Here is a 13,285-nt window from a genome sequence, read left to right as displayed (position 1 = left end):
CGGTGCCCGGCCCGGGGCCGCAGGTCGTGGGAGGGAGGAGGTCAGCGCAGGTTCGCCGGACCGGCCTGCTCCGCGGCCTTCTCGGCCTCGGCGCGACGCTCGTCGCGCTGGGTGTCGAGGCCCTGGGCGTGGTCCGCGGGGGCGGACTGCGCCATCAGCGCGCGCTTCTGCGCGGCGGGCTGGAGGTCCACGAACTGGCCGCCGAGCTCGCCGCGGACACGGTTCTCGGAGCCGGTGGGCGCGGGGTCGTTGCCCTCGCCGGTCAGGTCGCCGCGGATGATCGTGTCGGTGACGTCGACGCCGTCGGTGTTGTCCGAGGCGGTGACGTCGCCGCCGAAGTAGGTGGCGCCCTCGCAGGTGATCTTCTGGCCGCCGGAGCCGAGCTGCACGCCGGCGTTGCCGGTCAGCAACGCGTTCCCGTCGAGCTCGCCGGCGCAGAAGGTGGTGCCCTCGGTCGCGCCGGTGACGGTCAGGTCGCCGGCGAGGCTCGAGTCGAGGATGTCGGTGAACTCGGTGTTCTCGCTGGTCACGTTGCCGCCGATGGTGTTGCCGCTGAGGTGCACGAGGCCCTGGGCGACGTTCACGCGGCCGGAGATCGAGGAGTCGTAGGAGTACAGGAAGGGCGAGGCGCCCTCGGCCGCACGGCCGTTGTAGGTGCCCTCCACCGCGGACTCGTCGAGGTAGACGCCGTAGCCGCCGTTGGAGACGACGTTGCCTGCGATCTCGGAGGTGGAGGCGTCGAAGTAGCCGTCGCCCTGGACGACGACGCGGCCGCCGACGGAGGAGTCGGTGATGAGGAGATCGGCGCCGGACTGGACGCGCACCTCGCCCTCGACGGTGACGTCGGTGAGGACGCAGGACTTGTCCTTCGCCACGACGAGGTCGCCGGGGACGGTGACCGAGGAGGCCTCGCCGTCGCAGCGGGTGGTCAGGGCGGCGCTCGCGGAGCCGGCGGTCGCGGCGATGCCGGCGGCGGCGAGGGCCGCGGCGGAGAGCAGGGTCACGGAACGGGAGAGGGTGCGCACTGGGGCTCCTTGGTCGCCGCGCCGGGCAGGGCGGGGCTGTGGGGTTCGTTAGGGGTGCGTCACGACCGTAGCGACTCACATCACACCGGACAATCGATTCGGCCAGATTCGCGGGAGTTCACCGAGATTTCCCCCGCTCGTGCCTCGGACGACGAGCTCTCGTCCCCCTCGCCCCGGCCGCAGGTCAGAGCGGGAGCCGCACGTAGGTCGTCTCGAGGTACTCGGCGAGCCCCTCGTGGGAGCCCTCCCGGCCCAGCCCCGACTCCTTCACCCCGCCGAAGGGGGCCGAGGGGTCGGAGGCCATGCCCAGGTTCACCGCGACGATCCCCGACTCGAGCCGTCCGGTGACGGCCGTGACCTCGCCGAGGTCCTCGCCCATCACGTAGGCCATCAGCCCGAACTCGGTGGCGCCTGCCGCCGCGACCATCTCCTCGACGTCGTCCAGCACCGTGATCGGCGCGAGCGGGCCGAAGATCTCCTCGCGCTGCACGCGGGCATCGCGCGGCACGTCGCCGAGCACCGTCGCCTCGTGGAAGAAGCCCTCGCCCTCGCCGGTGCCGCCGCCGGTGAGGATCTTCGCGCCGCGCTCGACCGCGTCGGCCATCAGCTCCTGGACGGAGTCGACGGCGGCCCGATCGATCAGCGGGCCGAGGGTCGTGGCGGGATCCGCGCCGGGGCCGAGCACGAGCTGCTCGGTGCGCTCGACCAGCCGGTCGGTGAACTCCTGTGCGAGGGAGGAGTGGACATAGAACCGGTTCGCGGCGGTGCAGGCCTCGCCGTTGTTGCGGAACTTCGCGAGCATCGCCGCCTCGACCGCGGTCTCGACATCCGCCGAGGGGAGGACCAGGAAGGGTGCGTTGCCGCCGAGCTCCATCGAGGTGCGCAGCACGCGCTCGGCGGACTGCGCGATGAGGGTGCGGCCCACCGCGGTGGAGCCGGTGAAGGAGACCTTCCGCAGCCGCGGATCGGTCATGAGCGTCGAGGACAGGCCCTTCGAGTCGCTCGTGACCACGCAGTTCACCACCCCGTCGGGCACGCCGGCCTCGGCGAGGATCGCCATCAGCGCCAGCGAGGTCAGGGGCGTCTTCTGCGCGGGCTTGAGCACCACGGTGCAGCCGGCCGCGAGGGCCGGGCCGATCTTCCGCGTGCCCATCGACAGCGGGAAGTTCCACGGTGTGATCAGCAGGGTGGGGCCGACGGGCCGGACCGTGGTGAGCACGGCGTGGTCGGCCGCGGGGGCGTGGCGGAACCGGCCGGGCTCGCGAACCGCCTCCTCGCTGAACCAGCGCAGGAACTCCGCGCCGTAGGAGACCTCGCCGTACGCCTCGGCGAGCGGCTTGCCCATCTCCAGGGTCATCAGCGCCGCGAGATCGTCGGCCCGTTCGTGGCACAGCTCGTAGGCGCGGCGCAGGATCTCCGAGCGCTCGCGCGGCGTGGTCGCGGCCCAGTCCGCCTGCGCGGCGCAGGCGGCGTCCAGGGCCTTTTCGCCGACGGAGGCGGCGTCGGCGTCGACCACACGGGTCAGCGCCGCGCCGGTGGCGGGATCGATCACCTCGAGCGCGGCGGTGCCGCCGAGGAAGCGGCCGCCGACGAAGGAGCTGGTCGGGGTGCGTTCGAGCACCTCCGCGATCCGGGCGGGGGTGAGGGCGGGCTGCTGGGGCATCGGAACCTCCTGCGTCGACGGGTGCTGCCTCCAGTCTGCACCCGCCCCGCCCCGCTGTGCCGTGCCCGGCCGGGCTCAGCCGGCGGCGGCGTACTGCTGGACCAGTAAGAACCCGCAGACGAGGAAGGGGTGCTCGTCGCCGGGCAGGCCGTCCCGGCCGCGGGTGCGGTAGCGCAGCAGGGGTGCGTCCTCGGTGCGGAGGTCCAGCTCGATCCGGGCGAAGGCCGCGAGCTGCCCGTCCGCGATCCGCAGCGACCAGTGCCCGTGCCGGTCCTCGCCCAGCAGCGAGGTGAACTGGGCGTCGGAGTCGAAGCGCGGCGTGCACAGCCGGTCGATGTCCCCCTCCCGCGTCACGAGCGCGGCGGTGCGCTGGAGAGCAGGGCGTGGTCCTCGATGCGCGATGCGGCCGCCCTCGCCGGCCTCGGACAGAAGGTCGCGATGATCGAGCAGTTCGACTCGATGCACGGCGGGACCTGCATCAACATCGGCTGCGTCCCCACCAAGACCCTCGTGCACGACGCCCAGGAGCGCCGCGAGGACGACGACGCCTCCTACTGGGCACGGGCCGTCCAGCGCCGCGACACCCTCATCGGGGCGCTCCGCGACGTCAACCACCACATGCTCGCCGACCTCGATACCGTCACCCTCGTCGACGGCCGTGCCCGTTTCGTGGGCGAGCGGACCGTGGAGGTCAGCGGCGGCGAGGACCGCCTCACGGTCACCGCGTCGACGGTCGTGGTGAACACGGGCGCGGTGCCCTCGCGCCCGGATCTGCCCGGGATCGACTCCTCTCGGGTGCACGACTCCACCTCGCTCCAGCACGCCGATCCCTTCCCGCGGCGGCTCGCGGTGGTGGGCGCCGGGCCGATCGGGCTCGAGTTCGCCTCGATGTTCGCGGGCTTCGGCGCCGAGGTGACGGTGCTGAACCGTCGCCCCCGCCTGCTGCCCGCGGAGGACGAGGACGTCGCCGCCGAGGTGCAGTCCGTGCTCGAGGGCGACGGCATCGCCGTGCTGCACGAGGCGGACCTCCGCGGCGTCGAGGACGGGGCGGAGGAGGCGCTGCTGCGCCTCGAGGTCGCGGGGCGGTCGCGCGAGCTCGCGGCCGACGCCGTGCTGCTGGCCACCGGGCGCCGCCCCGCCACCGACGACGTCGGGCTCGAGGCGGCGGGCATCGACGTGGACGAGCGCGGCGCGATCGTGGTCGACGAGCACCTGCGCACCAGCGCCCACGGCGTCTACGCGCTCGGCGACGTGCACGGCGGCGCCCAGCAGACCTACCTCTCCCTCGACGACCACCGCATCGTCCTCTCCCAGCTCACCGGCGACGGCTCCCGCTCCACCTCCGACCGGGTCGCGGTGCCGACGACGACCTTCCTCACCCCGCCGCTCGCGGCCGTGGGCCTCACCGAGGCGGAGGCGCGGGAGAAGGGACGGGACGTGCTGGTCGCGACGCAGAAGGTCGCCGCGATCAAGGCGATGCCCCGCCCGAAGACCCTCGGCGACCCCCGCGGGCTGGTGAAGATCGTGGTCGACGCGGGCACCGACGAGATCCTCGGCGCACGGCTGTTCCACGTCGACGCCCAGGAGGTCATCAACCTGATCGCCCTCGCGATGCGCGCCGGCACCACGGCGACGCAGCTGCGGGACGGGATCTGGACCCACCCCTCCTCGACCGAGGCGCTCAACGAGACGCTCGGGAAGCTCGCGCCGGTCGAGTGAGCCGCGGGCGCGGCGGGTCCTCGGCCGGGGACGGCGTCTGCCCCGCCGTGCTCCGCTTCGCCCCGCCGCCCGTCGGCCCCGGCGGGGTGAGGAAACTCATCGACGAGTGAAGTCCCTGATCGCAGGCGCTTTCCCGCGGCTTTTCCAGAGTTCTTCGAGGGTTCCTCGAGCGAGGTGTGAGGCACCGTCGGGAACATGGGCTCATGAGCTCCACCCCGCCCTCCTCCCCGGCACCTTCTCACTCCTCGCAGGGTCCCGACGCCCCGCCCGTCCAGGACGGGAAGGGCGCCTCGGGGTCGGAGATCAAGAATCTCTCCGTGCCCGGCCTGCTCGCCGGCGGCGCCGCCGCGGCGACCACCTCCGTGATCGGCGGCCAGCTCGGCATCAGCGGCACCGTCTTCGGTGCCGCGATCACCTCGGTGATCTCCGCCGCCGTGGTCGCCTTCTACACCGACTCCGTCAATGGCACCGCCCGCAGGCTCAAGCAGGTGAAGGCCAAGGCGGGGGAGAAGGCGCAGTCCCGCGGCCGGGGCGGGGAGGTGCACTCCTCGCGCACGCGTCGGCACCCGGGCGAGGACGGCGCCGTCGGGACGGCCGCCGCCGGGGTGTCCGGGGACCGGGCCGGTGCGGACGGCGCCTCCGGGGAGACGCCGGGTCGCGGCCGACGGATCGGGAGGATCGCCCTGATGAGCGTGGTCATCGCCCTGATCGGCATGGCCGCCGTGTTCGGCATCCAGCGCCTGACCGGCACGGAGCTCTCCCCGGGCACCGGCGAGATCCAGCGCTCCGTCACCGGCACCGAGCACGTGACCCCGCGCGAGGACTCCGGCGGCACGACCGAGGACGGGACGTCCGAGGACGGCACCGGCGAGGACGGCACGGAGCAGCAGGACGGGACCACCATGGACCCGCAGCAGCAGGACGGCACGACTGAGGAGGGCACCACCGGCGACGGCACCTCCGAGGAGGGCGGCGGCACGAGCGGCGACGGCAGCTCCTCCGGCGGTAGCTCTTCCTCCAGCGGCGGCGAGGACGACGGCGGCACCTCCGGGAGCGGCACCTCCGGGAGCGGCTCCTCCGGGAGCAACTCCTCGGGCGGTTCGGGCTCCGGCAGCGGTGCCTCCGGCAGCGGATCGGGCTCGATCGGCTCCGAGAGCTGACTCGTCGGCGGCTCCTCCGGCAGGCGCGGGGTCGAGCGGTCCCGGGTCGCCCCGTCCCGTCGGCCCTCAGCCTGCGGGAGCCGGCGCTCAGGCCTCCCCGTCGTCATGCGTGCCGTCCTCCCCGGCGACGAACTCGCGCAGGTGGGCGGAGAGCTCGAGGCGGCTCGGCTCGTGGCAGTACATCATGTGCCCCGCCTCGTAGTACTCCACCCGGATCCGCTCCGTGTAGTCCTCGCGTGGGATCGCGAGCTGGGCGAGCACGTGCTCGCTGGCATGGAACGGGGTCGCCGCGTCGTGATAGCCGTGGGAGACCAGCACCCGGGTGTGCGGGGACTTCCGCAGCACGCGGGCGAGATCGGAGGCGACCTCCACCGAGCGGTTCTCGAAGTCCTTGTAGCTCCACGGGTGCACGCGCCCGGACATGATCTCGTAGACCACGTCGGAGGAGAACTCGAGCTCCCCGCGCAGGTAGTGGTTGATCGCCGCGGTGTAGCTCGGGGCGAGCTGGTCGATCGACGGATCGGTCTCCATCCGCGCCGCATTGCCGTCCCCGGCGGGCGCCGTGAAGCGGCCGTCGATCCTGCCGGTCACCAGGCCCTCGTCCCGCAGCAGCTCGGCGAGGAAGGCCTGGTGCTCGACGCGCAAGTCCGCGCGCTCCACCCAGTCCGGGTCCACGCCGATCAGCGCCCCGATCCGGGCCGCAGCCTCCTGCTTCTGCGCGGGGTCCAGCCGCAGCCCCGCCGCGAGCAGCGCCGGGTACTCCTGCTCGGCGAAGGCCTCGGCCTCGTCGACCACGTCCTGCAGCAGCCGGTCCTCGTGCTTGCCGTGGGCATGCGCGATCGCGGCATAGGTGGGCAGGTAGTGGAGGTAGGGGCGGTCGTTGCCGGGGGAGAACACGATCGTGCCGAAGTCCAGCACCGGCGAGATCAGCACGATCCCGGCGACGGCGAGGTAGTAGCGGTCCAGCAGCCGGGCCGCGACGGCGGAGGCGCGGGTGGTGCCGTACGACTCGCCGGCGAGATGGATCTCGGAGGTCCAGCGGTCGTTGCGGGTCAGCCAGTCGATGACGAAGGCGGCGATCAGGTCGCGGTCCGCGGTGAGGCCGTGATGGCGGTCGGGCTTCTGCCCGGGTGCGGGGCGGGAGAAGCCCGTTGTCATCGCGTCGACCACGACGAGATCGGCGTCGCGCAGGATCGTCTCGTGGTTGTCCAGCAGGCGGTGCGGGGGAGCGGCGGGGGCTCCCGCGTCCCCGGAGTCCACGCGGCGCGGGCCCAGCAGGCCCAGGTGCAGCCAGACGGTCGAGGCGCCGGGGCCGCCGTTGAAGGCGAACACCACCGGGCGGGGCTGCTCGCCCGGGGAGGTCGCGACGTAGGAGACGGAGAACAGCTCCGCGTAGGGCCTGCCGCGGCCGTACTCCTCACCGTCCGGCTCCTCGCGCAGCACCACGGTGCCGGCGGTGGCGGTGTAGTTCAGCGGCCCGTCCGGCAGCGCGAGGCTGTGCAGCGTCGTGACCAGGCGGTCCTCGGGGGCGGTCCGGTCGGCATCGGAACCCGGGCTGCTGCCGGTCGCGGGGGAGGTGCTGGGGGCGGCGGACTGGTCGTTCACACGAGCTCCTTCGTCGGATGCGGCATCGCGCTCGATGCTACGCGGGCCCGCTGCGCGGGGCCTCCTGCAGAAAGGGGACGTGAGCGGCACGCCGCGGAGCTCCGCCGCGCAGCGTGCCGCTCACGTCCCCTTCGTGCGGACGCGGCGGGATCAGTCCAGGGCCGAGATGTCGTGGGGCTCCTCGGCGCCGGGTTCGTTGTCCCGCACGACCATTCGGATCGGGTCGAGCTTCGTCCAGACCACGAACAGCACGCCGACGACGAGCATCGCCAGGCCGGCCCACAGGTTCGCGTTCATCCCGTCGGTCTTCGCCGCCTCGTCGGGCGAGAAGGCCACCAGGCCCATGATCACCAGGATCAGACCGAACAGGCCCAGCAGGGTGCCGATGAAGTTGCGGATGTCGAAGGCGCCGGCGGTCTGCACGGTCGCGTCGGCCGGGACGTCGGCCCCGGCAGGGGTGTTCTCCTCGGAAGTGCTCATTGCTTCTCTCCTCCGTCCGCTCAGGCGAACGCGATGTTCAGGACGATGACCAGGACGAGGGCGATGCCCGCCATCGGGACCGGGCGGCGCCAGAAGGGCATGCCCTTCTCCTCGGGGTCGACCAGATCGGCCCTCGGCGTCTCCGAGTAGACCAGGCCCTTGAGCTCATGGGCGGGCTTCGGGGCGGTGATCTGGGTGACGGCGACCGAGACCACGATGTCGACCACGAAGGCGGTCGCCGCGCTCATGAACGCGAGGCCCTGGCCGGGCAGGGAGAAGAGCCCGAGGAAGGTCGAGGAGCCCCACAGGATCACGGCCGAGAGGGTGCCCGCGACCAGGCCCGTCCAGCCCGCCGTCGGCGTCATCCGCTTCCAGAACATGCCCAGGATGAACGTCGCGAACAGGGGCGCGTTGAAGAATCCGAACAGGGTCTGGAGGTAGTCCATCAGGTTGGAGAACTGCGCGGCGATCAGCGCGGTGAAGATCGCGATGACGCAGGCCGCGGCCGTCGCGATCCGGCCCACCTTCGTGTAGTGGTCGTCGGGCGCGTCCTTCTTCACGTACTGCTGGTAGAGGTCGTAGGAGATCACCGTGTTGAAGGCGGAGATGTTCGCGGCCATGCCGGCCATGAACGCGGCGAGCAGGCCCGCGATCGCGACGCCGAGCAGGCCGTTGGGCAGCACGTCCCGCATCAGCAGCAGCAGGGCGTCGTTGTAGTTCACGCCCGTCGCGGCGGCGCCGGCGGCATCGCCCGCGTGGTCGAGCTGCTTGAACTCGGTGAGCTCCCCGACCAGCACCGCGGCGATCATGCCGGGGATGATCACGATGAAGGGGATGAACATCTTCGGGAAGGCGCCGATGATCGGGGTCATCCGGGCGGCGGTGATGGATTTGGACGCCATCGCGCGCTGCACCTCGACGAAGTTCGTGGTCCAGTAGCCGAACGAGAGCACGAAGCCCAGGCCGAACACGATGCCGATCACGGACAGCACGGGCGAGTCGAAGCCGGAGAGGGCCTGGCCGGGCCAGGAGTGCAGCTGCTCGGAGCCGAGCATCCCGTCGCCCGCGATGCGCTCCTTCATCCCGGACCAGCCGCCCACGCGGTGCAGGCCGATCAGCGTCAGCGGCAGCAGCGCCGCGACGATCACGAAGAACTGCAGCACCTCGTTGTAGATCGCGGCGGAGAGGCCGCCGACGGTGATGTAGAAGAGCACGAACGCGGCGGCGAGCACGAGGCCCACCCACATCGGCCAGCCCAGCAGGCGGTTGACGATCGTGGCCAGCAGCGAGAGGTTCACGCCCGCGATCAGCAGCTGCGCGACCGCGAAGGAGATCGCGTTGACCAGGTGCGCCCCCGTGCCGAAGCGCATGCGCATGAACTCGGGGACGCTGCGCACCTTCGAGCCGTAGTAGAAGGGCATCATCACCACGCCGAGGAACAGCATGGCGGGGATCGCGCCCACCCAGAAGTAGTGCATCGTCGGCATGCCGTACTGGGCGCCGGTGGCGGACATGCCCATGATCTCGACCGCGCCGAGGTTGGCGGAGACGAAGGCGAGCCCGGTGACCCAGGCGGGCAGCGAGCGGCCGGAGAGGAAGAACTCGATGGAGGTGGAGACGCCGCGCTTGGCGTACCAGCCCACACCGAGGACGAAGACGAAGTAGAGCGCGATGATCGCGTAGTCGATCCATTGCGCGTCGAGTCTGAGGTCGACCATGAAGGGTCTCCTTGCGACGAGGAGGCGTGCCGCGACGTCGAGGAGGAGGTGGCGCGCGGGCGGGGAACGGCGCCGCCGTGGCGCCGACGGGGGACGTTACCACCGGGTTGCCGGGTATTCCCGTCGGCCGGCGGGCCCCGCGGCGGGGGAGTGAGGTGGGACACCTCGACGGCGGTGCGGCCAGGGCGCGCAGGTCGGCGTGCGCTCGCCCGTCCGGAGCGTCCTCGCAGTTCCCCGCGAATTTTGACCAACGGTAGACGATGCGGCATCCGCGTCGGGCGCGAGCTCGCCCGTGCGGCGATCGCGCGCCGCTGGCGCCCCGGGGGTGGACAAACGGGTCGTGAACGTTCACGATATCTCTGTGCCCCCGAGCACATCACGCCCGCGACCGCGGTGCACTCAAGGACGAGGAGTGATGACCTGCGATGAACCCCCGCTTGTCACGACGATCGGCGCTGGTCGGAGGTGGTGCGGCGCTCGCCGCCGGCCTCGCGGCCTGTGCGCCGCCCAATCCCGGCGAGGTCAACGCCGAGCCGACCATCCCGGCCGCTGACGGCAAGGTCCATCTGACCTACTGGGCCTGGCTGAAGGACCTGCAGAAGGTCCTCGACGTCTTCAACGCCTCCCAGGACCGCATCCAGGTCGACGCCACCTGGATCCCCGGCGGCAACACCGGCGGCTACGCGAAGATCCTCTCCGCGGTCGCCGCGGGCGGAGGCCCTGACATCGCCCAGGTCGAGCTGCGCCAGATCCCCGAGTTCGCGCTCGCCGGCGCGCTGGTGAACCTCAGCCGCTACGGCTTCGACGAGGACGAGTCCGCCTTCGACCCCGGCGCGATCAGCCAGGCGAAGGTGGGCGAGAACATCTGGGGCGTCCCGCAGGACACCGGCCCCATGGCGAGCTTCTACAACCGCGAGGTGCTCGAGGGCGAGCTGGGCCTGACCTTCCCCTCCACCTGGGACGAGTTCCGCGAGACCGCCGGCATCGTCTCCGAGGCCGGCAAGCAGATCATCAGCCTCGACCCCTCCGACGGCTCCCACCCCATCGGCTGGGTCATGCAGTCCGGCGCCGTGTGGTTCCGGCCCGAGGGCGACGGCTGGATCGTCGACATGACCGACGAGGCCTCGATGCGCGTGGCCGAGTTCTGGGACGGCATCTTCGACGAGGGCCTGGTCGGCACCGGCTACGGCTCCTACAGCACCCCCTGGTACGCCGCGGCGGCCGACGGGAAGGTGCTCGCCTCGATCAGCGGCTCGTGGTCCGACGCGCTGAACGAGACCGTGCCCGGCGGCTCCGGCAAGTGGGCCGTCGCGCCCATGCCCACCTGGCCCGACGGCTACGCCTCCGGAGGCCACGGCGGCTCCGCCGCCGCGATCCTCGCCAATTCGAAGCACCCGGCCGAGGCGCTCGAGTTCCTCACCTGGATGTGCACCGACCCCGCCGGCATCGACGCGATGATCGAGTACTCCGGCATCGGCTGGTCGCCCGCCGCCGACTACATCGGCGAGAAGCGGCAGCAGCCCAGCGAGTTCTTCTCCGGCCAGAACTACAACGAGGAGGTCATCGTCCCGATGGCCGCCGGGCAGAACCTCGACTGGACCTGGGCGCCGCTCATGCAGCGCGTCCAGGCGCTGATCGGCGACGGCATGACCGCCGCCGTCACCGGCGAGGTCCCGCTCGCGGACATGTTCGCCAATGCGCAGAAGGAGATCGTCGAGATCATGCGCACCATCGGTCTGAACGCGGAGGAGGCACGATGAAGGGCAAGAGCGCCCCCTGGCTGCTGCTGGCACCGTTCCTGGTGCTGTTCATCGGGACCATGATCGTCCCGATCATCATGGCGATCGGCTACAGCTTCACGCGCGTCGAGCGCCTGGGACTGCTCGGCGAGGCCGGCGTGGACAGCGTCTTCGCCGGCCTGGAGAACTACGTCGCCGCGCTGACGAACGCGAACTTCATCGCCTCGATCGGGCGGATGGTCCTGTTCGGCGTCGTGCAGGTGACGGTGATGATCGTGGCCGCCACGATCCTCGCCCTGCTGCTCGAGAGCGCCTCGGCGAAGTGGCCCGACTTCTTCCGCGCCACCTACTTCCTGCCCTACGGCATCCCCGGCGTGATCGCCACGATCCTGTGGTCCTTCCTCTACATCCCGGGGCTGTCCCCGATCGTGGACGTGCTCGGCGCCGTCGGCATCACCGTCGACTTCCTCGGGCCGAACATGGTGCTGTGGTCCATCGCGAACATCGTCACCTGGACCTACACCGGCTACAACATGCTGATCATCGTCGCGCAGCTCAAGGCCATCCCCGGCGAGCTGTACGAGGCCGCGAAGATCGACGGCGCGAGCTCCTTCCGTGTGGCCCGCTCGATCCAGATCCCGTTGATCCGCCCCGCCCTGATGCTCACGATCATCTTCTCGATCATCGGCACCCTGCAGCTGTTCGCCGAGCCGCGCCTGCTGCAGACCATGAGCGCGGGGATCACCTCGGAGTACACCCCGAACATGTCCGCCTATGCCTTCGCGTTCCAGTACAACGACATCGGCATGGCCGCGGCGCAGTCCGTGATCATCGCGGTCGCCGCCTTCCTGTTCTCGGCCCTTGCGCTGGGGATCTCGAACTGGATGGAGAAGCGCCGATGAGCACCACCGACAACGCCCCCACCCACCGCGCGAAGCCGCTCGGCAACGCGGCCAGGGCCGCCCGCGGCGACGGCCGCGCGGGCAGCCGCGACGCGGGCCGCAAGCCCACCACCACGATCATCGTCACCGCGATCCTCGCGATCGTCGCCGTGTACTTCCTGGTGCCGGTGTACTGGGTGGTCATCAACGCCACCAAGTCCACCGAGGACCTCTTCGGCACCAGCGGGTTCTGGTTCGGCGAGAACTTCCAGCTGTGGGAGAACCTCCAGTCCGTGCTCACCGCCAACGGCGGGATCTTCCCCCGCTGGGCCCTGAACTCGATCCTGTACTCCGGGGTCGGCTCCGTGCTCGCGACCTACTTCGCGGTCGCCGCCGGCTACGCCCTGGCCAAGTACCGCTTCCGCGGCCGCGGCCTCGTCTACGGGCTCGTCCTCGGCGGCGTGCTCGTGCCCGGCACGGCCGTGGCGCTGCCGCTGTTCTTCCTGTTCAGCTCGATCGGCATCACCAACACCTACTGGGCCGTGCTGATCCCCTCGCTGGTGAGCCCCTTCGGCCTGTTCCTCGCCTCGATCTACGCCGGCGCCGCGGTGCCCGACGAGATGCTCGAGGCGGGTCGCCTCGACGGCGTGGGGGAGCTGGGCCTCTTCCACCGCCTGTCGCTGCCGCAGCTGACGCCTGCGATCGTGACGATCCTGCTGTTCCAGTTCATCGCGATCTGGAACAACTACATGCTCCCGCTGGTCATGCTGGCCGACGAGAAGCTGTACCCGATCACCCTGGGCCTGGACAACTGGCGGGCCCAGACGGACCGCCTGCCGGAGTTCTTCCAGCTCACCACCGGCGGCGCGCTGCTGTCGGTGATCCCGCTGGCGATCCTCATCCTGGTGCTGCAGCGCTTCTGGCGCGGCGGCCTCACCGAGGGCTCCGTCAAGGGCTGATCCGGCCCCGCCGCGACCGCCCTCCGCCGCGACCGCCCCGCACCCCGTCACCCCGGGGGCGGGGCGGTCGTCGTCGCGCGGGCTCCTGGCAGCACGGCGTGGCATATATGCACGTGTCGTGCTGCCGAGCGCCCGTCCACGCCGCCGACGGCCTCGGCGTGCCTCGGCTGTGCCCGTCCTCGGCTCCGCCCGATTCCCGGACCCGGTGGCGGGACGGCTCCGGGTGCACTTGGATGGAGCGATGAGCTCCTCCCGCGGCCCCGCCCACGTCCCCGCCCGACGCCCCGCGCCGACCGCGGACCGGCTCCCCTTCCCGCCGCGGCGGCGCTCCGTCCT

At 71.5% G+C, this 13,285-nt stretch carries 11 protein-coding genes; 5 read left to right on the top strand and 6 right to left on the bottom strand.

Going from position 1 to position 13,285, the window contains the following annotated elements; translation table 11 throughout:
* Positions 1-41: 41 nt before the first annotated feature.
* From HMPREF3159_RS13895 to HMPREF3159_RS18220, 3 genes are all read right to left on the bottom strand, one after another.
* The gene (locus tag HMPREF3159_RS13895) at positions 42-1,025 is read right to left on the bottom strand and encodes a hypothetical protein (protein WP_070501732.1); all 984 of its coding nucleotides are present in this window, start codon (positions 1,023-1,025) and stop codon (positions 42-44) included.
* A 184-nt stretch (positions 1,026-1,209) separates the two neighbouring features.
* Positions 1,210-2,688 carry an NAD-dependent succinate-semialdehyde dehydrogenase gene (locus HMPREF3159_RS13890; protein ID WP_210388883.1) on the bottom strand — a complete coding sequence of 493 codons (1,479 nt, stop codon included), beginning with the start codon at positions 2,686-2,688 and terminating at the stop codon, positions 1,210-1,212.
* Between the two features lie 75 nt (positions 2,689-2,763).
* Positions 2,764-3,153, bottom strand: a complete 390-nt coding sequence (locus HMPREF3159_RS18220; RefSeq protein WP_210388884.1) for a trehalase-like domain-containing protein — start codon at positions 3,151-3,153, stop codon at positions 2,764-2,766.
* On the opposite strand from HMPREF3159_RS18220, the gene HMPREF3159_RS13885 reads away from it, so the two are divergent.
* Together HMPREF3159_RS13885 and HMPREF3159_RS13880 are read left to right on the top strand one after the other, a co-directional pair.
* Positions 3,127-4,407, top strand: a complete 1,281-nt coding sequence (locus HMPREF3159_RS13885; RefSeq protein ID WP_246821642.1) for an FAD-dependent oxidoreductase — start codon at positions 3,127-3,129, stop codon at positions 4,405-4,407. The genes HMPREF3159_RS18220 and HMPREF3159_RS13885 overlap by 27 nt on opposite strands.
* Before the next feature lie 203 nt (positions 4,408-4,610).
* Positions 4,611-5,567, top strand: a complete 957-nt coding sequence (locus tag HMPREF3159_RS13880; protein ID WP_070501731.1) for a hypothetical protein — start codon at positions 4,611-4,613, stop codon at positions 5,565-5,567.
* Between the two features lie 87 nt (positions 5,568-5,654).
* Here HMPREF3159_RS13880 and HMPREF3159_RS13875 read toward each other — a convergent pair whose 3' ends face one another.
* The 3 genes from HMPREF3159_RS13875 to HMPREF3159_RS13865 all read right to left on the bottom strand — a co-directional run bounded on the left by HMPREF3159_RS13875 (position 5,655) and on the right by HMPREF3159_RS13865 (position 9,370).
* Complete coding sequence (locus HMPREF3159_RS13875) at positions 5,655-7,172, bottom strand: S10 family peptidase (RefSeq protein ID WP_070501730.1); 1,518 nt, start codon at positions 7,170-7,172, stop codon at positions 5,655-5,657.
* Between the two features lie 150 nt (positions 7,173-7,322).
* Entirely contained in the window at positions 7,323-7,652 is a 330-nt protein-coding gene (locus tag HMPREF3159_RS13870) for a hypothetical protein (protein WP_070501729.1), read from the bottom strand.
* Positions 7,653-7,672: 20 nt separating this feature from the next.
* On the bottom strand, positions 7,673-9,370 hold the full coding sequence (locus HMPREF3159_RS13865) for a sodium:solute symporter family protein (protein ID WP_070501728.1): 1,698 nt from the start codon (positions 9,368-9,370) through the stop codon (positions 7,673-7,675).
* 425 nt (positions 9,371-9,795) lie between these two features.
* On the opposite strand from HMPREF3159_RS13865, the gene HMPREF3159_RS13860 reads away from it, so the two are divergent.
* From HMPREF3159_RS13860 to HMPREF3159_RS13850, 3 genes are read left to right on the top strand one after another with little or no spacing between them, the layout of a single operon-like run.
* Positions 9,796-11,130 (top strand): ABC transporter substrate-binding protein, encoded by a 1,335-nt coding sequence (locus HMPREF3159_RS13860; protein WP_070501727.1) that lies wholly within the window; start codon positions 9,796-9,798, stop codon positions 11,128-11,130.
* Positions 11,127-12,011 carry a carbohydrate ABC transporter permease gene (locus tag HMPREF3159_RS13855; protein ID WP_070501726.1) on the top strand — a complete coding sequence of 295 codons (885 nt, stop codon included), beginning with the start codon at positions 11,127-11,129 and terminating at the stop codon, positions 12,009-12,011. Before HMPREF3159_RS13860 ends, HMPREF3159_RS13855 begins: the two co-directional genes overlap by 4 nt.
* On the top strand, positions 12,008-12,949 hold the full coding sequence (locus HMPREF3159_RS13850; protein ID WP_070501725.1) for a carbohydrate ABC transporter permease: 942 nt from the start codon (positions 12,008-12,010) through the stop codon (positions 12,947-12,949). Before HMPREF3159_RS13855 ends, HMPREF3159_RS13850 begins: the two co-directional genes overlap by 4 nt.
* Positions 12,950-13,285 lie beyond the last annotated feature (336 nt).

This window comes from Brachybacterium sp. HMSC06H03 (genome assembly GCF_001807385.1).
GTDB lineage: Bacteria > Actinomycetota > Actinomycetes > Actinomycetales > Dermabacteraceae > Brachybacterium > Brachybacterium conglomeratum.
This window is presented reverse-complemented; position numbering and strand designations above follow the sequence as displayed.

Coding starts and splice junctions, on each gene's coding strand:
- HMPREF3159_RS13860 (WP_070501727.1), top strand. CDS start 9,796: ATGAACCCCCGCTTGTCACGACGATCGGCGCTGGTCGGAGGTGGTGCG.
- HMPREF3159_RS13880 (WP_070501731.1), top strand. CDS start 4,611: ATGAGCTCCACCCCGCCCTCCTCCCCGGCACCTTCTCACTCCTCGCAG.
- HMPREF3159_RS13865 (WP_070501728.1), bottom strand. CDS start 9,370: ATGGTCGACCTCAGACTCGACGCGCAATGGATCGACTACGCGATCATC.
- HMPREF3159_RS13870 (WP_070501729.1), bottom strand. CDS start 7,652: ATGAGCACTTCCGAGGAGAACACCCCTGCCGGGGCCGACGTCCCGGCC.
- HMPREF3159_RS13850 (WP_070501725.1), top strand. CDS start 12,008: ATGAGCACCACCGACAACGCCCCCACCCACCGCGCGAAGCCGCTCGGC.
- HMPREF3159_RS13885 (WP_246821642.1), top strand. CDS start 3,127: ATGATCGAGCAGTTCGACTCGATGCACGGCGGGACCTGCATCAACATC.
- HMPREF3159_RS13890 (WP_210388883.1), bottom strand. CDS start 2,688: ATGCCCCAGCAGCCCGCCCTCACCCCCGCCCGGATCGCGGAGGTGCTC.
- HMPREF3159_RS13855 (WP_070501726.1), top strand. CDS start 11,127: ATGAAGGGCAAGAGCGCCCCCTGGCTGCTGCTGGCACCGTTCCTGGTG.